The 21,849-nt window shown below is 37.3% G+C and carries 18 protein-coding genes; 7 read left to right on the forward strand and 11 right to left on the reverse strand.

Annotated elements, in window-relative coordinates; all coding sequences use genetic code 11:
* On the forward strand, positions 1-1,470 hold the full coding sequence (locus tag AAZR93_RS06760) for an aldehyde dehydrogenase (protein ID WP_434719321.1): 1,470 nt from the start codon (positions 1-3) through the stop codon (positions 1,468-1,470).
* A gap of 40 nt (positions 1,471-1,510) precedes the next feature.
* On the forward strand, positions 1,511-3,154 hold the full coding sequence (locus AAZR93_RS06765) for a thiamine pyrophosphate-binding protein (protein ID WP_434719322.1): 1,644 nt from the start codon (positions 1,511-1,513) through the stop codon (positions 3,152-3,154).
* Between the two features lie 590 nt (positions 3,155-3,744).
* Here AAZR93_RS06765 and AAZR93_RS06770 read toward each other — a convergent pair.
* Entirely contained in the window at positions 3,745-4,065 is a 321-nt protein-coding gene (locus tag AAZR93_RS06770) for a DUF1090 family protein (RefSeq protein WP_434719323.1), read from the reverse strand.
* Between the two features lie 569 nt (positions 4,066-4,634).
* Here AAZR93_RS06770 and AAZR93_RS06775 point away from each other — a divergent pair.
* On the forward strand, positions 4,635-5,735 hold the full coding sequence (locus AAZR93_RS06775; RefSeq protein WP_434719324.1) for a fatty acid desaturase family protein: 1,101 nt from the start codon (positions 4,635-4,637) through the stop codon (positions 5,733-5,735).
* Positions 5,736-5,809: 74 nt separating this feature from the next.
* Here the strand turns inward: AAZR93_RS06775 and AAZR93_RS06780 are convergent, their stop codons facing one another.
* Positions 5,810-6,712 (reverse strand): YncE family protein, encoded by a 903-nt coding sequence (locus tag AAZR93_RS06780; protein ID WP_434719325.1) that lies wholly within the window; start codon positions 6,710-6,712, stop codon positions 5,810-5,812.
* Between the two features lie 422 nt (positions 6,713-7,134).
* On the opposite strand from AAZR93_RS06780, the gene AAZR93_RS06785 reads away from it, so the two are divergent.
* Positions 7,135-8,079, forward strand: coding sequence for an ATP-grasp fold amidoligase family protein (locus AAZR93_RS06785; RefSeq protein WP_434719326.1), 945 nt, complete (start codon positions 7,135-7,137; stop codon positions 8,077-8,079).
* A 94-nt stretch (positions 8,080-8,173) separates the two neighbouring features.
* Here the strand turns inward: AAZR93_RS06785 and AAZR93_RS06790 are convergent, their stop codons facing one another.
* The 8 genes from AAZR93_RS06790 to AAZR93_RS06825 all read right to left on the reverse strand — a co-directional run bounded on the left by AAZR93_RS06790 (position 8,174) and on the right by AAZR93_RS06825 (position 18,694).
* Entirely contained in the window at positions 8,174-9,316 is a 1,143-nt protein-coding gene (locus tag AAZR93_RS06790) for an MFS transporter (RefSeq protein ID WP_294110678.1), read from the reverse strand.
* A gap of 722 nt (positions 9,317-10,038) precedes the next feature.
* Positions 10,039-11,670 carry a sodium/sugar symporter gene (locus AAZR93_RS06795; RefSeq protein WP_434719327.1) on the reverse strand — a complete coding sequence of 544 codons (1,632 nt, stop codon included), beginning with the start codon at positions 11,668-11,670 and terminating at the stop codon, positions 10,039-10,041.
* A 242-nt stretch (positions 11,671-11,912) separates the two neighbouring features.
* Positions 11,913-12,917, reverse strand: a complete 1,005-nt coding sequence (locus AAZR93_RS06800) for a substrate-binding domain-containing protein (RefSeq protein WP_434719328.1) — start codon at positions 12,915-12,917, stop codon at positions 11,913-11,915.
* Between the two features lie 177 nt (positions 12,918-13,094).
* A complete protein-coding gene (gene galM / locus AAZR93_RS06805; RefSeq protein ID WP_434719329.1) occupies positions 13,095-14,135 on the reverse strand; it encodes a galactose-1-epimerase in 1,041 nt (346 codons plus the stop codon).
* Between the two features lie 56 nt (positions 14,136-14,191).
* Positions 14,192-15,349, reverse strand: coding sequence for a galactokinase (galK, locus tag AAZR93_RS06810; protein ID WP_434719330.1), 1,158 nt, complete (start codon positions 15,347-15,349; stop codon positions 14,192-14,194).
* Between the two features lie 83 nt (positions 15,350-15,432).
* Positions 15,433-16,482 carry a UDP-glucose--hexose-1-phosphate uridylyltransferase gene (locus AAZR93_RS06815; RefSeq protein ID WP_434719331.1) on the reverse strand — a complete coding sequence of 350 codons (1,050 nt, stop codon included), beginning with the start codon at positions 16,480-16,482 and terminating at the stop codon, positions 15,433-15,435.
* Between the two features lie 20 nt (positions 16,483-16,502).
* Positions 16,503-17,531 (reverse strand): UDP-glucose 4-epimerase GalE, encoded by a 1,029-nt coding sequence (gene galE / locus AAZR93_RS06820; protein ID WP_434719332.1) that lies wholly within the window; start codon positions 17,529-17,531, stop codon positions 16,503-16,505.
* A 233-nt stretch (positions 17,532-17,764) separates the two neighbouring features.
* Positions 17,765-18,694, reverse strand: coding sequence for a cation diffusion facilitator family transporter (locus AAZR93_RS06825; RefSeq protein WP_434719333.1), 930 nt, complete (start codon positions 18,692-18,694; stop codon positions 17,765-17,767).
* Between the two features lie 309 nt (positions 18,695-19,003).
* On the opposite strand from AAZR93_RS06825, the gene AAZR93_RS06830 reads away from it, so the two are divergent.
* A complete protein-coding gene (locus AAZR93_RS06830; protein WP_294110376.1) occupies positions 19,004-19,441 on the forward strand; it encodes a universal stress protein in 438 nt (145 codons plus the stop codon).
* Positions 19,442-19,523: 82 nt separating this feature from the next.
* Here the strand turns inward: AAZR93_RS06830 and eco are convergent, their stop codons facing one another.
* Positions 19,524-20,000 (reverse strand): serine protease inhibitor ecotin, encoded by a 477-nt coding sequence (eco, locus tag AAZR93_RS06835; protein ID WP_294110375.1) that lies wholly within the window; start codon positions 19,998-20,000, stop codon positions 19,524-19,526.
* 267 nt (positions 20,001-20,267) lie between these two features.
* On the opposite strand from eco, the gene AAZR93_RS06840 reads away from it, so the two are divergent.
* Both AAZR93_RS06840 and AAZR93_RS06845 read left to right on the forward strand, forming a co-directional pair.
* Positions 20,268-20,489 (forward strand): DUF465 domain-containing protein, encoded by a 222-nt coding sequence (locus tag AAZR93_RS06840; RefSeq protein ID WP_294110372.1) that lies wholly within the window; start codon positions 20,268-20,270, stop codon positions 20,487-20,489.
* 302 nt (positions 20,490-20,791) lie between these two features.
* Positions 20,792-21,157, forward strand: coding sequence for a nitrous oxide-stimulated promoter family protein (locus AAZR93_RS06845; RefSeq protein WP_294110371.1), 366 nt, complete (start codon positions 20,792-20,794; stop codon positions 21,155-21,157).
* Positions 21,158-21,849: the final 692 nt, after the last annotated feature.

The raw sequence follows: 21,849 nt of genomic DNA on the forward strand, positions 1-21,849 counted from the left end.
ATGAAAAACAGGGATATTTTTGTCGGCGGTAAATGGCAACAAGGCCGCGGTCAGCAAATGCAATCACGTTTTCCTGGTGATAACCACGTTGTCGCAACCCTCAATAGCGCTAGCCTTGAGGATGTTGAAGATGCCGTGATCGCCGCCGAAAAAGCTTGGCGTGACCCGAAGTGGCGCCATATGTCATCTCATCAACGCGCCGCTATTCTACTCAAAGTCAGTACATTAATTGACGAGCAACGTGAAGAATTGGTCAGGTTACAGACTCTTGACAATGGAAAGCCTTGGGCTGAAGCCCGTGGATTGGTGATGAGTGCCGCCGCAACCGCCCGTTATTTTGCGGCAGTATGTGAAGTCAGTGGTGGCGAATTGCCACCCCGTCGCCAACCTGACATCATGACCCTTAGCACCTACCAGCCCCTTGGTGTCATCGCCGCAATCACTCCTTGGAACTCACCCATTGCCAGTGATATGCAAAAAATTGCGCCTGCAATTGCAGCCGGTAATGCAGTTATTTTAAAACCCGCAGAAGCGACTCCTCTTGTTTCACTTAAACTTGCCGAACTCTTTGAACAAGCAGGGTTACCCGCAGGATTATTAAGCGTGCTTCCCGGCAAAGGCTCAATTATTGGCGATGCATTAGTGCGTCATCCACTAGTACGAAAAATTTCATTTACAGGTGGCACCAATACGGGACGCCAATTAGCTCATATTGCTGCCGATAAACTGATTGGAACCTCATTAGAATTAGGCGGAAAATCCCCAACGATTGTCTTAGATGATGCGGATTTAGATTTAGCAGCCCACGGTGTTTGTTATGGTATTTTCAGTTCAATGGGACAAGCCTGTATTGCAGGTTCTCGCTTATTTGTCGCCCGAAGCGTCTATCAAGCTTTTATTGAAAAACTGACGAAACTCACACAAGGGCTCATCATCGGTGACCCACGTCAAGAACGCGTACATATTGGTCCGCTGATCTCCTCTGCACATCGAGATAGTGTCATAGCTTACGTCTCACAAGCTATTGCAGAAGGGGGCAAAATTCGTGTCGGGGGCAAGGTACCAACTGATCCCGCACTGCAATCGGGTCACTATTTCGAACCCACGATTATCGAAGGCTTAACTAACCAAGCGCATGTGTGTCAGGAGGAAATTTTTGGCCCAGTGCTCGTTGTTATTCCTTTCGACGATGAAACCAGCCTGATTCATGATGCTAATGATTCTATTTATGGCCTTGCAGCCGGTATTTGGACGCAAGATTATACTCGTGCATTTAAATTAGCCGATACCCTAGATGTCGGTACAGTTTGGATTAATACCTACAAAGTTTTTTCCATCTCAACACCTTTTGGCGGTTTTAAAGATAGTGGACTTGGAAGAGAGAAAGGCCTTGAGAGCCTCAAAGCCTATATGCAACAAAAAAGTATTTTTCTGGCGCTTAACCCACAACCAAACCGTTGGTGTGAATAAATGTCCTTAAGTGGATTATTGACGTATTAAGGAGAACACAATGTCTGAAACTATCACGGTTGGCGAAGCTGTCGCCAGAACATTAGAGCAGTACCAAGTCAGCACAGTTTATGGTGTTATTTCAATTCATAATTTACCGATTGCAGATGCTATTGGTCAGCGTGGTATTATCGATTTCACACCCAGCCGAGGTGAAGCTGGTGCGGTAACGATGGCAGATGCTCACAGCCGCTTTCGTGGACTCGGTATCGCACTCACCAGCACTGGCGCTGGTGCGGGTAATGCCGTCGGATCAATGATTGAAGCCATGAATGCTGGCTCCCCCATGATCCACATTACCGGACAAGTTGAAAAAGCATTTTTGGATATGGACGCTGGGTTTATTCATGAAACACGCGATCAATTAAGCTTTTTACGCGCGAGCTCCAAACAGGCGTTTCGAGTGCATAGTGCAGAACAAGCTGTTGCAGTACTACATAAAGCTATTCAAGTTGCACAAACAGTACCTTGCGGCCCAGTTTCAATAGAAATTCCTATCGATATTCAAAATACCCAAGTTCCATTATCGGTGCTCAGCGCCCCACTTCATCGCGCGCCATTGCCACCCATATCAACCACTGAAATTGATATAATTTGGGAACAATTTAAATCTGCACAACGTCCATTATTATGGATTGGTGCCGGCGCACTTCAAGCCACAGATGCAGTAAAAAGGCTGGCTGATTGTGGTATTGCCGTCATCAGTAGTACCCATGGGCGAGGCATTTTATCAGACGAACACCCATTTAGCCTTAGAGCTTTTCATAATGCTGACGCCATTGATGCATTAATGCGTACTTGTGATTTAACACTTATTGCAGGCTCTCGTTTACGCAGTAACGAAACCAAAACATGGTCACTGCCGCTGCCTCATCCATTGATCCAAATCGATATTGACCCTCTGGCCGCAAATCGTAACTATGTTGTCGATCTCAGTGTCACAGGAGACTGCAAAGCTTTACTTGAGGGACTTGCCGATAAAGTAGAGCAAGAAAATCGCCCAATAGCATCCTCATGGCGCCAACAGGTACAAAAGGCTGTAGAGCAAGCCGAGCAGCAATTACGAGAACAATGTGGCCCTTATAGTTCCCTTAGTGATGCCGTTGAACAAACCTTACCTGAGCACGGTATCTTTGTACGTGATATCACCGTTTCGGGGAGTTTATGGGGAAGCCGTTTGCTTAAAGCCACTCACCCAATGCATAACATTCATTCATTAGCTGGAGCTATTGGTTTAGGCTTATCCATGGCAATTGGAAGTGCAAAGGCCAATCCAAATAGACCTGTAGTGGGCTTAGTCGGCGATGGTGGGTTGATGTTAGGAATTGGTGAGCTTGCCACCATGGCGCAAGAGCAATTACCAATTGTTTTAATCATTATGAACGACAAGGGTTATGGCGTTATGCGAGGTATTCAAGAAAAATATTTTGCGGGCAGGCAATACTATAATGAATTATTAACGCCTTCATTTAGTAAACTTGCTGAATCGATGGGAATAACCGCGTTCACAGTAGCCAAAGCAACGGATTTTAAATCCACGCTTGAACAGGCTATTGCGTTAAATCAACCGGTTGTCGTTGAGGTGCTAATGGATAATATTGGCACAATGAATTTTTCGGGGCCACCTCAGAAAAAATTATTTTAGCAAATACATTAAGTAGCGTGACCTTTATAAGAAATCACGCTACTTTTTCAAAATAGATAACCGTTCCTTGCGTTTTCTAACGAACTAATACCATTTCTCTCTTTAGGTGAACTTAATATTATTGAGAATATCTGCAAAAAAATAAGTTAAATTCAGTTTTAACTATTAAATTTATTGAATATGTCCATTGCTAATTATTAGACACATCAATATAATTAATTATTATCATTCAATCTGACGATTTTTTTATGCTGCGTAAATCTATTTTTATTATCATATTTTCCTTTCTAGTCATATCCTGTAGTCAGTCTAATATAACGTCATCGGCAATAATGGAGCCTACAGAAAAAAATATTCATAACACTTGGTTAAAAGTAAAGTACGATATTGAGACTGATGGGCAAGTCACAAACATTGAATTAGTCGATAGCTATAAAGCGAGTCATAAAGTTAAAGTTGATACCATTAATGTGATAAAAAAATGGAATTTCCCCAAGAGTAATGCAAAAAATGGGAATATAGTCATCATATATTTTCGCCCTGCACCATCAGTTTGATAGAAAATTAACTCAATATCTAAATTATGCGTATTATTCCTTTTTTAATCGCTCAATTTCTTTTTTAAGAATTTCAATCTCTCGCACTAATTCTTGAGTTTTAGAAAATGCATCATCGTGACTATATCTCGTTGCTCCCGTAGCCCCAGAATAATGGTCATAGCAATGATTTTGAGTATTTACTATTGCTCTTTCAAGGCCTTCAACTCTATATTTGTTACCATAACGCTTTGCATAGCTGAGTTGTTTTTCAAGCTGAGTAATTTTTTTATCACAACCATAATATTGCGACCCAGCTTGGGAAGAGAATGGAAATATTATTATTGATAGCATGATAAAAAATATATGTTTCATTTGTTTTCCCTAATAGATAATTATTTAATCTTCATCTAATGGAAACATTTAAATATAATTATTCATATAGGTAACATTCTTAATGTTGATATAAAATTAAGAACACAATCACTTATTACTCAAAATAGTTGTATTGAAGTAAAAATAATTGTAAATAAAATCATTGTTACATTTTAATTTAATTTATTACAGACAGATACATATTTATTAGTTATATTAGTCTCAATGGATTAAATTACATGGATGTAACTCCTCAACCCCACTTTGTCTCTCCCCTTTCCCACATATTAATTACATTATGTTATTAGTTTAATATAAACACAACGCCCACAAAAAACACAACCAAAGCTAAATTTAAGAATATATAAACTTAAATCTAAAATAAAATGTCTAAAATCAATCTAGTGAAAGTCATAAAATGCGTATTCTCAGCACTATTTTATTTTACAAAAATAATAATTAAGAATAAGTTTAAAGCAGTGAAACTAACACTAATTGTTTTGCGATAACTGTAGGGCAAACGATATAATCTCTGTAATTATTTTTTGTAAAACATAGGCAAGAGAAATATGTGTTCCGCTGAACCAGAACTGCAGTTTACACAAACTCATGAGCAGCATTTTCATCTCGCTTTAAAACAGGCTAGCCGAGATTATCTGCAAGAAAAACAAGACCATGTATATGCTAGTCATTTAGATATTGCTGTAATCATCAGTTTGTTTATGGTCGCTATTTTGTGTTATCTCCCCACGCTTTCGACCTCTTCAACACTGATTTACTCCCTTTGCTATTTTAGCTTCGTTTTATTGACCATGTTTTTAAATGTCATCGGTCAACATGATGCCTGTCATAACACCTTATTTAAAACGAGTTGGAAAAACCGAGTGTTTGGTCGCCTCGTGACACTGCCACTAGGTCTAGAACCCGAGTTTTGGCGTGCAAGACATGTTTATTTTCACCATCATTATGCCAATATTGAACATTACGATCTTGATACTGAAGAGAATGGAATTTTTCGCCAAACACCATTTCAAAAATGGCGACCATTTATGCGGTTTCAACATATCTATTGGCCATTTGTAGCTTCGTTATCATTAACTTGGATTGCTTTAGTCTTTGATTGGTCAGATAGAACGGGAAAAACCCCAATAAAAACGAAGAAAATACTCAATGGGAAATTAGGCTGGTTTCTATTTCTGTCCAGTAAATTATGCCATCTGGCTTTAATGTTAGGATTACCTTTAATTATTGCTCACGCCAATGGCATCAGTATTATGGCTATATTATTAACTTATTTAGCTAGCCAAATGGTTGCTTCATTATTTGTAATCTACCTATTACTTGGCACCCATTGGGCTGAAACCCAATTTTTCACACCACCAGACGACAAAATAATACCTCATGGTTGGTATCACCATAATTTTGTCACCTCGTGTGACTGGATCCCTTCACCACATTATTTATGGCGTTTAACTGGTGGGCTTAATTACCACTTAACACACCATTTATTTCCTCATTGGCATCATCGCCACTACCCTGCTCTTGCGCACATCATTTCTCAACTTGCAAAAGAATATAATATGCCATACCGCTGCATTAACTATCGCGAACTAGTTAAAGCGCAAATACGTTTTTTACGTAAAATGGGTGAGCCGCCAATTCATCAATAAAAATAGGTCTAAATAACATAGTTCAAAATGCAGGCTGGTATCCACTGCATCTTGAACTATCGCCGTGCTATTTTTCAACCTGAAAATTGAGCCAGTCCGGTATAACCATTACCTTGGTGAATCTTATCAAATTGTCCATTGCTCAGCATTACTCGATAGACTCCCCCACTAAGATCAGCAATATACATGATATTTTCCGGCTTATTATAAGCTAAGCCAATCGCCTCTTTAAATCCCCGACAAATAACTCGATAATTATTTAGCCCATCATCAGTCACGTTCGCACAATTCAAGCTATTTCCATTAGGCTCTGAGCCTCTGTCGGTCCAATAAAGAATTTGAGTCTCTTTATCGAATAAGAGGTCAATGGGCTCAGGCAGTTTATCCAGCAGTAGCTGAATATTATCAGCATCAGATTCATCAACGAAATCACCTGATGACTTAGATAATGGCATCCGGAATATTCGTCCTTTATTTCCTTTTGCAGGCCCTTTTTGAGTCCAATATAACCAATTCGCATCCAAATCTAATGCAATACCAACACATTGATCCAAGATATCAACGCTATCAGTCACTGTCCTAGGTCGCTGAATGTGTGTTTGAAGATCAGTCCCATCCGTCTTGCAGGAACAAACCTTACCGCCTTCTCTATCACACCAATATAGACGTTGGCTTTGACTTTCCAATAACAGCTGCTTAGGTGTTCGAAGTTGCCCATGACCTAATAGCATTTTTCGACCACTACCATCAAAATTAATTAAATTGAGTGAACCGTCATCAGCTTCATAGTTATCGCCCATATTAGTCCAATAAATCAAACGATTGATATGGTCAATAGCAATACCATCAGGCGTACCACCGAGCTCATCAATCAGATTGAAAGTCACTAAACTTGTGGTGTCCAACTGAATAATAGCAGGATTGATGGCATCAAGTAATAGCAGATAAGGGTAAGATATTTCAGGATTTTGGGACATACAAACCTCATCATATATTTCGATATAATTAAATATAGTTGATGAAAAATGCATTAGCCAATGCACTAAATAAATCCTTAATGTTTCAAGCTAAATATCCGATATTATACAGTCATAAAGTATAGGGATTAATAAAATGAAGAGTGCTATGAAAAAAACTTAATAAAACCATTTAATAAAACAAATGATTCGATTATTGATATAAATTCATCCAGATTTTATATTTAATAACCGTTTATTTTTATGGTTGTTTACTCTTTGTTTAATAAACTATCAATTCATTAAACAAAGTATTGAAATAGTGTTTTTATTCTTAAAACTAAAATCTATTTACTCTTTATTTAAAATAGCCGAAATATACTTAAAAAATAATTATATTCCATAACAACACCAATTATATTTTCAGAATGGTTGCCACTCTCATGAAAAAATTAGAGTATTTTCTCAAAAAATTACGCACATTTATTATCAGTGATAAAGCCTATCTTACTAATAAGTTTACTAAAAAATTAGGTTACATACCTAATATCAAGACACCGAAAAGCTTTAATGAAAAAGTAAACTTTAGGATGATATATGACAAAAACCCACTTTATACACAATTAGCAGACAAGCTTGCAGTAAGAGATTATGTTTCTCGTACAATAGGCCATGAATATTTAGTACCAATTTTAGCCGCCTTTAATCATGTAAATGAAATCAATATTGATAAACTCCCTAAACGCTTTGTATTAAAGTGTAATCATGATAGTGGCAGTAGTATTATTTGCCAAAATAGAGCCAAATTTGATCTACATAAAGCCAAAGAAAAATTATCATTTCATTTAATGAAAAATCTTTATTACATTACACGTGAACGTCACTATAAAGATATTGCTCCTCAAATAATTTGTGAAGAATATATTGATCTATTTGCTAATAAAAATAGAAAGTTAGTTCCTGAAACCTGCCGCATTCATTGTTTTTCTGGCAAACCCGTCTATGCAGAGATCGATTATACCGATGAATTTGGTCATGAATTCATCAATATCTACGATATCAATTGGCAACTACAACCCGTGACTTTTGATTACCCTAATATGTTAGAGCCCGTATCTGAGCCACCTTTATTCCAAGAAATGCTAAGGCTAGCTCAAATATTAGTCACACCATTTGACTATTGCCGTGCTGATTTTTTAATGTCAGATGAAAACACCTTGTATTTTAGTGAACTTACCTTCGCACCAAATGCAGGACGCACAGTTATTTCACCGCTTTCGTGGGATTTCAAGCTCGGTGAATTATGGGAGCAAAGGATCACAGAAACGCAATCAATCACACAAACTGAACCCGCATTTGCAACAGCATCAATAAATAAGAAAAAATAAGCTAGTTCCAATAAAAATGCCGCGATATTTCTATAAGTAAAACAGAAACATCGCGGCATTATTTTTTATCGCATTTAAAACGATAAATAACTGATTAGTTCGCCAGCACACTCGCTTTACGGCGTAAACTTGCGACTAACATATAAATCGCCGTCACAATCAATACAATAAAGAAGAAGTCAACTAAACCATTATACTGCGCTAAGAAGGTCCCAGCAGCTAATGGTCCCATCGCTGAACCTACACTATAGCTAAATAGCATCACTTGAGTTGCAGCCACGATATACGATGAATCTAAGTTATCGCAAGCTAATGTAATAGCAATTGGATAGAGTGCAAATGAGGACATACCAAGCAATGCTAACGCAATAATCATCACTAAATAATCGCTCGAAATATAAATAACACCCATTGCAAATACGCCAAGCAAAGACACCATTGCCAGTAGCAATGTTTTACTTATCATCACAGATAACTTGCTAATAATTGGCTGTATTATCATACCACCAAGAATAATTGAGGCCATTAATACCCCGACTTGCTCAGTGGTAAACTGATCTTTTTTCAGCGATAACGGCATCAAACCATAAATCGTTCCCATTAAAATGCCAGAAACCATACAACCAATAATAGCAGGCTTACTTAGGCGGCTAATTTTTTTAAACGATAACTTTTGGTGAATTCCACTTTCTGGTTGGCCTTGACGAAACAATAATGGTGGCATCACCGCTAAAAGCAGTAATCCCAGCACCACCATAAATGGATAAGCACCTTGTGTACCAATAAATCCAATGGCAAGCTGCCCAAGCGTTGTGCCACCATACAAAGACGTCATATAAAAACTAAGACGCTTTGCACGCTCTTTTTGGTTATCACCAATTAATAGCCATGATTCGACAACAACAAAGATCCCCGCCACTGCAATACCAGCAATCAACCTATTGGGTAACCATGCTTCAATTGTTGGTGTCCAAGGTAAAACCACAACAGTTGCAGCAAGCATCAATAAAAAACCAATAAAGGCCAGTCGATGACCAATTTTGGCAATAATAGGTTCAATCAACAACGAACCTATTAGCAGACCAATATAGTAGGCACTCGCCAACCAACCCGCATAGCTAATGTCGATATTAAAGCTTCCCATCGATAACGGGATTAAGCTCATTAAATAACCCGATGCAATAGCAAAAATCGTTAAACCTGCAACGGGTACGAATGTATTGTCGCGCTTGCGCATGATAGTAGTGGACTGATTCACGCCCCACTCTCCAACTAACAAAATAAAAAATAATATGCGCTGCAACTACATCGTAGAATAAGCCAAATTTGCGTTCTCTAAAAAGAACACATTATGGTGAGATTTCGGCGAATAGCGCAGTGGTTAATAAATTGATAAGACTAATTTGAGCGCAATATAGAACGTTAATTCATTAAGTTAAAATGAGAAAATCTAATGGTAACTAACAAAAATATTTATGTGAGAAAAATCACGTTTTTTTAAAAGTAGAATCAAGATCAAAAAACGCAAAAAATACCAATTTTATTCTATAAAAACAATAGGATATTTAATGTTACTGTTTTGATGGTATGGTTATTTTTTAATGTACCTTAAGTGATATTAAAACGTCTTCAAAAATAGGTTATAGCAAAATATTGTCTTTATCATTTTGTCCTACTAATTTATTTATATAAAGTAGGTTATTAGACTCAATCAGATAAATTACGTAGATTATTAATCTGTTTATTTATAAATTGATCTATAGTTTAGGTAATGACTAGCTTGACTTAAAACTTCCCCTATTTGCTCTAACTATTTAGCGACATAAAGAATACCAACGCCACAAATACTTGCATGTAAAACCGGTTATTTCCGATTAAACATACCCAAAACGGGCAAGAAGTGTGTTTACATTCCTGCCCGTTATTATTACGGATAATAAGTACTTATTAAGTCATACTCTACCAAAGTAAAGCATACAACACACAAAGAATGACCATAATGATATAGGATGCAATATTAAATCCAGCGGATGTTTTAAAGGTTTCAGCGGTTAAAACTATCGCGCCATCACTATCATCCTGTTTTGATGTTGTCAGACTAATTAACCCAATCACCACCGCGGTAAAGAAGAAGGTGTACATCATTTGATCTAAGAATGGCATTCCAAGTGGCATCAATTTCAAGAACAATGCGAATGGAATTGATAATAAGACCCCAATTGTCGCACCTTTTGCATTCGTTTTTTTCCAAAATAATCCTAATAAGAAAACGGCTAAAATCCCAGGGCTGACTAAGCCTGTATATTCTTGGATATACTGAAAAGCCTGACCAATATTGCCAAGTAATGGCGCAATAAAGCAAGCAATCACTAATGCAACTACCGCACTGGTACGTCCCACATTCACTAATTTATGATCGTCCGTTGCTGGAGCAATATATTCTTTATATATATCCATGGTAAAAATAGTCGCGACGGAGTTCAGCATAGAAGCTAATGATGAAACAATAGCAGCAGCTAATGCAGCAAAAACAATACCTTTAGCGCCAACAGGTAAAAATTGAGTTAGCCAAGGATAGGCTTTATCTGCTTGAGCCAGTGTTGGCATATGTTCATGTGCCATAGAGCCGAGCCCAGCAAGTAAAACAGGGTCTGACACAATCACATAAGCAGCAATACCCGGCAGAACCACTAATATTGGCACAATCAATTTTAAGAATGCGGCAAAAACTAAACCTTTTTGCGCTTCACCGATAGATTTAGCCGCTAAAGCACGCTGAATGATATATTGATTAAAACCCCAATAATAAAGGTTCGCAATCCATAACCCGCCAATTAATACCGCAATACCCGGTAAATTACTAAACTGCGGATTATCCTGGCTTAGGATCATTTCAAAATGGGCAGGCGCCTCACTTACCATACGGCTCATACCGGCAAAAACCCCTGCATCGCCACCAATATAACTTACCGCCATAATCGTCGTTAAAAACCCGCCGAGAATTAAGAAAAAAACCTGTACAACATCAGTCCATGCTACCGCAGATAAACCACCGTACAGAGAATACGCGACCGCAAATAATGCCAAACCAAAGATGGCATAATACATCGGAATACCAAGGATAGTTTGTAACGCTAATGCGCCTAAATATAAAACCGACGTTAAATTAACAAAAATAAATAAAGCTAACCAAAATACCGCTAAAATTGTTTTTAATGTTTTATTAAAGCGTTTTTCAACAAATTCAGGAATAGTAAAAATGCCTTTATCGATAAAGACAGGCATAAAATATTTCGCCACAATAATCAGCGTTAGTGCTGCCATCCACTCATATGATGCAATAGCTAATCCGATAGAAAAACCAGAGCCTGACATACCAATAAATTGTTCAGCAGAAATATTTGCAGCAATCAGTGAAGAACCAATTGCCCACCAAGGTAATGTTTTTCCTGCAAGAAAATACTCTTTAGTTCCTTTTTTTTGCCCATTTTTATCTCGGGACACCCATAGCCCGACGGTGATAATGATAAGCACATACAGAATAAAAACCCCATAATCTAATGTACTTAATCCAATACCTTCTGTTTGCATATTAAAATTCCTTCCCAAATGATAACGCCACGAGTGTAAACGTTACCACCACTATTCTCCGTTACTTGAATCACATATTTTCATTAAATATTAAGTAACACTTATCAAAAAAGTTTAATTAGTTATAAATCAATGAATTATATTTATTTCTAATGAGCTGGAATTGAGATGGAAGTAAGGAAGAACTCAAATTATTGAACGTCATCACAGAATAATGATAACGTTTTCACAAGGTAGCCGTATTATACTTGTATTGGGCGAACAGAATTACGTTGAACCAGCGTTGGTGAATAAATAAGATCTTCCTCAATCACCCGCTCATGACGCGCTAAAGCAAGTGCTAGCTGTGTTGCACGTTCAGCCATCATTTGAATAGGGTAACGGATCGTGGTCAAACGAGGATGAATATAACGGGCAATCAATACGTCATCAAAACCAATGACAGAGACTTGCTCTGGCGAGCGTATTCCATTTTCATCTAAAACAGCAATTGCCCCCGCTGCCATAAAATCGTTATAACCAACCACAGCCGTAATATCCAAAGATTTAACCAAAAGATTAGTCATGGCTTGCTCGCCACCTTCACCGTAAGGAGAACCATATTCTATATAGGTTTCAGGTAAATAAATGCCATTATTTTTTAATGCATCCCGGTAACCTAATAAACGCTGGTCGGCATCTTCAATTAAATGATTTGAAGATATATAAGCAATTTTAGTATGTCCCTGACGAATAAGATGCTCAGTCGCAAGATAAGCACCTTTGTAGTTATTGAGTGAAATACAACGATTAGCAATTTGTTCAATACGTCGATTAATCAATACCATGCTAGGAACTTCATTTGCATAATCAATCAATTCTTCATCAGCTAATGCTTTAGAATGAATAACCAGTGCATCACAACGATTATTAATTAATAGTTCAATCGATTGCCGCTCTTCTTTGGCGTTATGATACCCATTACAAATTAAAATATGCTTACCATTTTTGTGAGCAATCCCATCGACGGCTTTAACCATCACACCAAAAAAGGGATCAGAAACATCATTCACCAATACACCGATTGTATTTGAACTTTGATTGACTAATGCGCGGGCTGCGGCATTGGGCCTATAGCCAAGTTTATGCATTGCACTTTTTACAGAGACTATCGACGCTTTGCTTGCTTTAGGTGATTGATTTATCACACGTGAAACAGTGGCGACAGAGACCCCAGCTTCTCTTGCCACATCTTTTATTGTCGCCATTATGAACCTCTATATACCAAATGCCTTATTAGACAATACACAAAATATAAAAACAAAGCATAACGTATATTAAGCTGATTTAAATGGTAATAATTTGATCTCTTGCGTTAAAATAAAAATAGAAACGCCACAATGAAGTCGCATTTCTATTAGAAAAAAGTACTGAGAATTTTATTATCAAAAAATAAATTGATAACTGGTTTGGCTAGTATAAATATTATTAGGCTCTGCAATACCGCGGTATTGCTCACCCCACTCAGGATGATTAATCGCATCGGGTGGGAACTGTGTTTCAAATGCCACCCCAGAAAATGGCGTGTATACTTGAGATTTACCCGATACAGCAATAAGGTAATTACCCGTATATAATTGCATCGCTGGTCGGGTTGTGGTGACATTCATGCGAACATCACCGTCAGGAGATATTAATGAAGCGACAGCTTCTTTGCCATCAGTCAAAGTACTATCTAAAATAAAAGTGTGGTCATAACCACCAACTGTGCGTTGCTCATCATCTTGTAAAAAGTCACGCCCAATACGCTTCCCTTGTCTAAAATCGAAATGTGTATCCGTCACATCACGCCATTCCCCAGTAGGGATCCCTTCATTATCCGTTGGTAAAAAATGCGTGCCATTAATTTGTAAATCATGTTCTAACGCAGTTTTAGCTGAGTTTTCACCCGCTAAATTGAAGTAAGTATGATTAGTCAAATTGACAGGGCAACCTTTATCCACTTGATACTTATAACTAATAATAACCTGATTATCATCTGTCAGCTCATAGCGAACTTCGACTTTCAACTCACCAGGAAACCCTTGGTCACCATCGGGAGATACTAATGTGAAAACAGCTTGTTGCTGATCAGGTTGTGTGATTGACCACACACGATGGCTAAAATTATCTTTTCCACCATGCAAACAATGCACACCTTGATTATTAGTTACGGAATACTCGTTGTTCTCTAAGATAAATTTTGCGTTAGCAATACGATTAGCAACTCGCCCAACCGTAGATCCTAAATAAACACCTTGCGCCATCTGTGCACTCATATTCGGAGAACCAAGGACCACATCACGTTTACCTGTTGATAGCGGTAATATACAACTCACCCAGCCAGCACCTAAACTTGTTAAAATAATCTTCATGCCATGTTGATTGGCCAACGCAATGACTTTTGGTGTTTTCAACGTATGACGCTGTTCCTTGATAAACTGCATGCTATCCTCACTGAATACGTAAATAACTCATGATATGGTAATAATAAAATATAAAATTAGGAAATGACTACACTAGCACCTTCACTCGGTTGGCAGACATAAATATCAGCTTTAAGCCCTGTCATTACTTGATATTGTTGCTCTACTGCCGCTATCACAGGTTGTACAAGTTGTTGTTTCATCAATGCGACAACACAACCGCCAAACCCCCCTCCCGTCATGCGCACGCCACCTTCACTCCCCAACACCGATTTTACAATATCCACTAACGTATCAATCTCTGCCACTGTTATTTCAAAATCATCACGCATAGAGGCATGAGATTGTTCCATTAACTGGCTTAGTAATAATAAATTATTCTCAGTCAATGCCTTAGCAGCTGTCAGGGTACGTTCATTTTCGGTAATAACATGTTTAGCGCGCTTTGCAACCAGAGGGTCTAATTGATTTTGCTTTTCAATAAATTGTTCAAAAGTCACATCTCTGAGTGCTTTTACCGCAAACTGCTTCGCCGCCACTTCACATTGTTGGCGACGTGTATTGTACTCACTATCCACAAGACCCCGTTTTTTATTTGAATTTATAATCATTACAACCAAATCATTGGGTATTGGAATAGGAAAAACGGTCAAACTACGGCAATCAATAAGTAATGCATGCCCCGCATCACCACTCGCCGAAATTAATTGATCCATAATGCCACAATTACAACCGACAAATTGATTTTCAGCTTGTTGCCCATTCAACGCGATATCTTGCTGACTAATATCAAGTTGATAAAGCGCTTTAATCGTTTGTCCAATCACAACCTCTAAAGATGCTGATGAGCTTAGCCCTGCTCCTTGTGGAACATTTCCGCTCACCGCGATATCACATCCTCCAAAAATAAAACCGCGTTGTAATAAGAATTTAACCACACCACGAATGTAATTTGCCCACATTTTTTCAGGTAAAAAAGTGATTTCTTGGTCTAAATTAAATTCATCGTAATCATTATGATAATCGGCGGCAACAACACGAACGATTCGATCATTACGCTTTGTTGCCGCAGTCATTGTTTGATAATTAATGGCACAAGGCAGTACGAAACCATCATTATAATCAGTATGTTCACCAATAAGATTTACTCTTCCTGGCGCTTGTACATAAATATCTGCTTGATATCCAAACTTAGTTTCAAATGAATTTGCCACTATTTTTTTGAGCTGTTCCATTTTACGCATCCTTCACATTTTAAATTTTAATTGCTCGCTTTTTCACTGGAAAACAAACAATTATTGATTCGATTAATCGCTTATTACTGCTGTTTATAATGAATATCACTGACTTCACGTAACCGCTGTGCGGCTTGCTCTGGCGTTAAATCTCGCTGGGTTTCCGCTAACATTTCATACCCCACCATAAATTTTTTTACCGTCGCAGAACGCAGTAAAGGTGGATAAAACAGCGCATGTAGCTGCCAATGCTCAATATTTTCATCTGGGTTAAAAAAAGGCGCAAAATGCCATCCCATGGAATAAGGGAAAGCGCAGTGAAATAAATTATCGTAACGGCAAGTGAGCTGTTTAAGTGCCACACTCAAATCAGAACGCACAGATTCATTCATTTCATCCATACGTTTTATATGTTGCTTAGGTAATAACATGGTTTCAAACGGCCACGCCGCCCAATAAGGCACCACTGCTATCCAATGCTCCGTTTCAACCACCGTTCGTGAACCGTCGTGCATTTCAGCCTGAACATAATCAACCAGTAAATTGGTGCCATGCTGCTGATAATACTGTTTCAAAAAATCATCTTTACGTGCAATTTCATTAGGTAAAAAATCACTCGCCCAAATTTGTCCATGAGGGTGTGGTTGAGAACACCCCATCGCTTCACCTTTATTTTCAAAAACCTGAACCCATAAAAATCGATCACTTAGCTCTACAATTTGCTGCTGCCAAGTTTCAATAACTCGTCCAATTTCAGTGAGCGATAATTCTGGAAGCGTTTTACTGTGATCAGGTGAAAAACAAATAACTCGACTTAACCCACTCACAGCTTGAGCTTTAAATAAATCCGATTGCAAACTTGGTTGCTCACATTGTTCTGGAAGTAAGGCCGCATAGTCATTTTCAAAAACAAAAGTGCCCTGATAGTCAGGATTTTGGTCTCCAGAAACGCGTTTATTCGTTGGGCATAAAAAGCAGTTTTTATCGTAATGGGGTAGCTCGCTAAGTGGCGGCTTTTCATCTTGTCCACTCCAAGGCCGCTTTGCACGATGTGGAGAAACCAGCACCCACTGCCCAGTTAATGGGTTATAACGGCGATGCGGGCAATCGGCAGGATCAAATTGATTTTTCATAAAGATAATTTCCTAATTAATTACTCATTACCATAGCCATTTGGATTCTGTGACTGCCATCGCCATGAATCTATCGCCATATCCTCTATTGAATGAATTGCACGCCATCCGAGCTGCGTATCCGCTTTAACTGGACTTGACCAATACTGTGCAATATCACCAGCACGACGTGGCTCAATAACATAAGGAATCGGTTTACCCACTGCTTTTTCAAAGGCATGAAGGACTTGAAAAACGCTGCTGCCATTGCCTGTGCCTAAATTGTAAATATGCAAGCCTGATTTCTGACCGACGACGTTTAATGCGGCAACATGCCCATTAGCTAAATCCATCACATGGATATAATCTCGTACGCCTGTTCCATCAATTGTAGGGTAATCGTTTCCATAAATAGCCAACTTTTGACGTCGTCCTACGGCAACCTGTGCAATATAAGGCGTTAAGTTATTTGGAATACCTTGAGGGTCTTCTCCCATCAAACCTGATGGATGTGCCCCTACTGGATTAAAATAACGTAGTATTGAAATTGACCATGTTTTATCTGCTTGATAAAGGTCTGATAAACAACGCTCTACCATATATTTACTTGTACCGTAAGGGCTTTGCGTATTGCCTGTCGGAAAATCTTCTGTAATCGGTAACGTACTAGGTTCGCCGTAAACGGTCGCCGAAGAGCTAAAAATAAGGCTCTTCACATTCGCTTTACGCATACATCTAGCTAAAACTAGTGAGCCATTCACATTAACATCATAATATTCCAATGGTTTCTCAACAGATTCCCCTACAGCTTTTAAGCCAGCAAAATGAATCACAGAATAAATTTGATGAGAGGCAAAAATAGGCATTAAACATTTATCGTCACGAACATCACCTTGATAAAATGATGGGCGATAACCTGTTAATTTCTCAATACGATTAAGGACTTCCATCTTAGCGTTACATAAATTATCCACGATAATGGGTAATATCCCTGCTTTTATCATCTGCACGCAAGTGTGGCTACCTATGTAGCCAAGTCCACCGGTTACTAATACTTGAGATTGCTGCATATTCCACCTCTTGACTCGTCTAAAAGTATAATTTTCGACTTTCTCACTCTATTGCTGGTGAGTATAGCAATGAGTTTACTGTCGATTCTGTGATCAAAACCACTTTAGTGTAAACGTTTACACTAAATTTTAAAATCATACGTAAAAGACGATAAAAATAATAAAGCCCATTAACCGAAAACTATCTATTTTCGGCTAATGGGCCATCTGAGGTTTTTCATTCAAAAAAGGAATTAGTGCGGACTATTTTCGTCATAAGGGTCAAGGTGAGTCATCACATTGAGTATTTGTGGGTGCTGCATTAATCTTTTTTGCACATTAACAGTGATTTCATGACCTTTAAAAATAGTCATATTTCCATCCAATTCTAAATGCACATCAACCAAGTAAAAATCACCCGATTTACGCGTTTTCAGATCATGATAACCAGCAATCTCATTACTATTATCAAGAATCTGGCGGATCTCCATCAACGTTTCTTCATCCGCGCCTTTATCCATCAGATCTTGTATTGATTGATTGGTAAACTTGTATCCCATTCGAAAGACAAAAGTACCTACAATTAACGCTGCTATGGGGTCAAAAATACGAAAACCACATAAGCTACCAATAATACCAATTGCAACAACTAAAGAAGATGCTGCATCTGAACGTGCATGCCAAGCATTTGCGACTAACATACTGGAATTAACTTTATTCGCTACCCGTAACATATAACGAAATAACCCTTCCTTTGCGACAAGCGATATCAATGCCGCTACTAGCGCTATCATATGAACTTCTTGAATCAGGTCAGGATTCAACATTTTTTGTATGGCAGACCACACCATACCAACCCCAACTATCAATAAAATAATACCTAAAATCAATGACGCGCCATTTTCATAACGAAAGTGGCCATAAGGATGATCTTCATCCGGTTTTTTATGACTTTTTTTATTCGCAATAAGTACAACAAAATCAGCAATTAAATCAGATAAAGTATGAATACCATCAGCAATTAAACCAGAAGAATGGGAAAATATACCAATGATAATCTGCCAAACAGACAATACTGTATTCACAGCCACACTAATAAGTGTACTTTTCCTAGCTGCCTTAAATTTAACTTTCTGTAATTCAAACTCATTATCTCCCTTCAATGGGAGTTCAGATTTATTCATAATTTACTTTCTTTAATGAAAAACAAAACAATTATCATTCAGTATATACTTTCAAATCAATAACTTAAAAGACACCAAATATTGACATATTATTTGTTAAAAGTCTCATTCTAATTTGTAAACTCTCTGTTGAATGATAACAGTTATCCTTTATTTTTATATGCTTAATAAGATAATCTTAAATGGATTAATTTAAGAGATAACAATAAATGCTAAATTTGGCTCATTTCATTGATGCCTATTTAACTTATAGTATATTGACACTCAAGAGTTATAATAAAATCTAAATAACATATGAACGAGGTAGCTATGTATAAGAAGATATTAGTTCCTATTGATTTGTTAGAGGATGATTTAAATCTCGTCATCATCAAACATGTCGAAGAGTTGGCAAAACTTGGTAAATCGGAAATTCACTTTTTGTCAGTGATCCCAAGTCTTGAGTTATTTTTTGGGATTGAAGTCGCTATATTACCGGAAAGCCATAAAGATTCAGCCCAACGCTCTATACTAGCAATGCGTGCCTTAGAAGAAGTTATCAAAGATATTAAAATCGCAGATGATAGAATTAGCTGCCAAATCGGTATTGGCTCTGCAAAAGATGAAATATTAGATTATGCTGAAGAAATTAATGCTGATTTAATTGTTGTTGGCTCTCATCACCCGAGTACATCAACTTATTTACTGGGTTCTACCGCTTCTGCAATTGTACGCCATGCGAAAACATCTGTATTTGTTATCAGATAAAAACTAATCAATAAGTAACCCACCAATGCGTAATAAGTGCCGCTATCTATATATGCGGCACTTATTAGATGTTAGCTTAGTTTTATTGCTTAGCAGATTCGATTAATTTATCATCTGTTGACCAAATACGGTATTTAACGTCCATATCGGATGGAGTGTAGACAACAATAGGAAGCTTACTGTTATAACGGATGAAAGCATCATCACCTAATTGCGTGGTGACGAAACGATCTTTCGCAGGCTCAGAGCAAGCCATCATTGTTGATGCAGGTCCTTTGACCTTATCTAATTTATAGAAATCATATCCCCAACCTTCCAACGTTTTAGTATCTAACTCCCCCATAAACCATTGGCGATTACAATCCGCTTTTATTGTTTTACCGATAACAAGCTCAACCATAAAATCATTTTCATTTTGCTGATTAGCCAACTGGATCACATGGCGGGTCATACCTGATTCGGCTTTTGGATATGGAGCAACCTTTTCCAATCCCTCAGTTGCCACTGCACATGATGAAACTAATACCGCAGCCATTACAGATAAAATTGCCTTTTTCATTATTATTTCCCATTTCAAAAGAATAAATCAATTTAAAATACTACCATTCACTCTATAGTAAGTCATTAATACCATTATTTTCACTATAGATGATTCTTAATTACAAAAATATAGATATAGACACTTAAAGCCGAGCCATCTTACTTAATTTTAGTATAAGGATCATAAATCTGATAAAAATTATGTAAATTACTCGCCATGTTGATGCATATAAAGTAGTCAATGCTTATACTGAATTTGAGGCTTAATACATTCTGAGGAGGTAGTATGTTATCTACAGAGCAAGATTTAGTTTCAAAATTGGTTGCTACACATCCACGTTTTCAAAACCTTTATGAAAAACACCATCAACTTAATAAAGAAATAAGTAAACTTGAAGGGCCTTCTGGCGCTGGCTATAACGAACATGTAGCCAAACTAAAAAAAGAAAAACTGCATATAAAAGATGAAATGCAAAAAATCATGCTAACCATGCAGGCCAACGAGTAATCAAATCATCAGAAGCAAAGCAATTAAGCACGTTGAAATTAATCTTAAATTTCAAACTAAACTGGATTAGCTGTCGCTAAGTACATTAAAGCCTTTCTATACTATTTATACTTAAAGACCTTTCCGTTTAGAGGTAAGCCCACTGAATTGCTGATGTACTACATTTTATCTTCATGGCATAAGCACTAACTTATGCCATTTTACGTTTATGAGCCTGCCTTTTACTTTCTATTAGAAAGTTAAACAGGTATATTAAACATACATTTAATATACCTGTTTAATAATCCACACAGAGGTAGGATATGAATAGTAAACGCATTAATCGAGAAATCCGTACAATCGAAAAAATGATAAAAATCTATGAACGAGCCCACCCTGCCCCTGTGAATTCCCCTGATGATTACAATAAACTTTATGCCTATGCCATCAATCGACTTGAAAAATGCCGTTATGGTGAACAGAAACCGGCTTGTAAGCAATGTCCCGTTCATTGTTACCAACCTAAAATGCGCGAACAAATGAAAGTCATTATGCGTTGGTCTGGCCCTAAAATGCTTTTTCATCACCCTATTTTAGCGATTCGTCATTTACTTGACGATAGAAAGCCAGTCCCTGAACTACCTAAGAAGTCGCGTAAAGCAATACGAGAAACAAATACTCGGCTTTAAATCGTATTATCATGGCCTGTTTTGCTCATCCAAAATCAGATAACAATATAATAGCTAGTATTATCACTCTTCGTATCCATCATATTATTAGACTTTCTTACGTTACACGTAACATTGATAAAATCATTCATTTATCATAATTAATCGGTAACTTATTGTTTTCATAAATATCACAATTCTACTTACTATCCTCTTCAATCATCTATCAAGAATACAAAATAACCAACAAATACTCAGCACAGTTGTTATGTGGTTTATCTAAAAAATAATAACCTTTAAAAACTAATTACTAAAATCCATGTTTATTTTACCTATCATAGCTATAGAGCCGACCTATGAGTTATATTTTGAGACTTAAATCACAAAATACGCTTTTTTAGCTCATATTAATCAATAAAACAAATAGTAACGATAAAAAAAATTAATAACTAAATTTAATAACTAATAAATAGTTAAGTTTTATTTATTAGTACTGTTTTTGCGAGTTTAATGACAATAATTTACATAGCTATAATTACGTATAGATCACGAAATATGACTACTTGGTCTTTATATGTAAAAAAACATAAATATTTATTAATTTTTGGGGATTATTAACATCTGGTTTAACAAATAAAAGCAGCATAATAAGCTGCAAGTCTGGCTCATATTATAAATATTGCCAATACATCACCATTTAATACTATACTTTT

This window comes from Providencia sp. Je.9.19, assembly GCF_051129765.1.
Taxonomy (GTDB): domain Bacteria; phylum Pseudomonadota; class Gammaproteobacteria; order Enterobacterales; family Enterobacteriaceae; genus Providencia.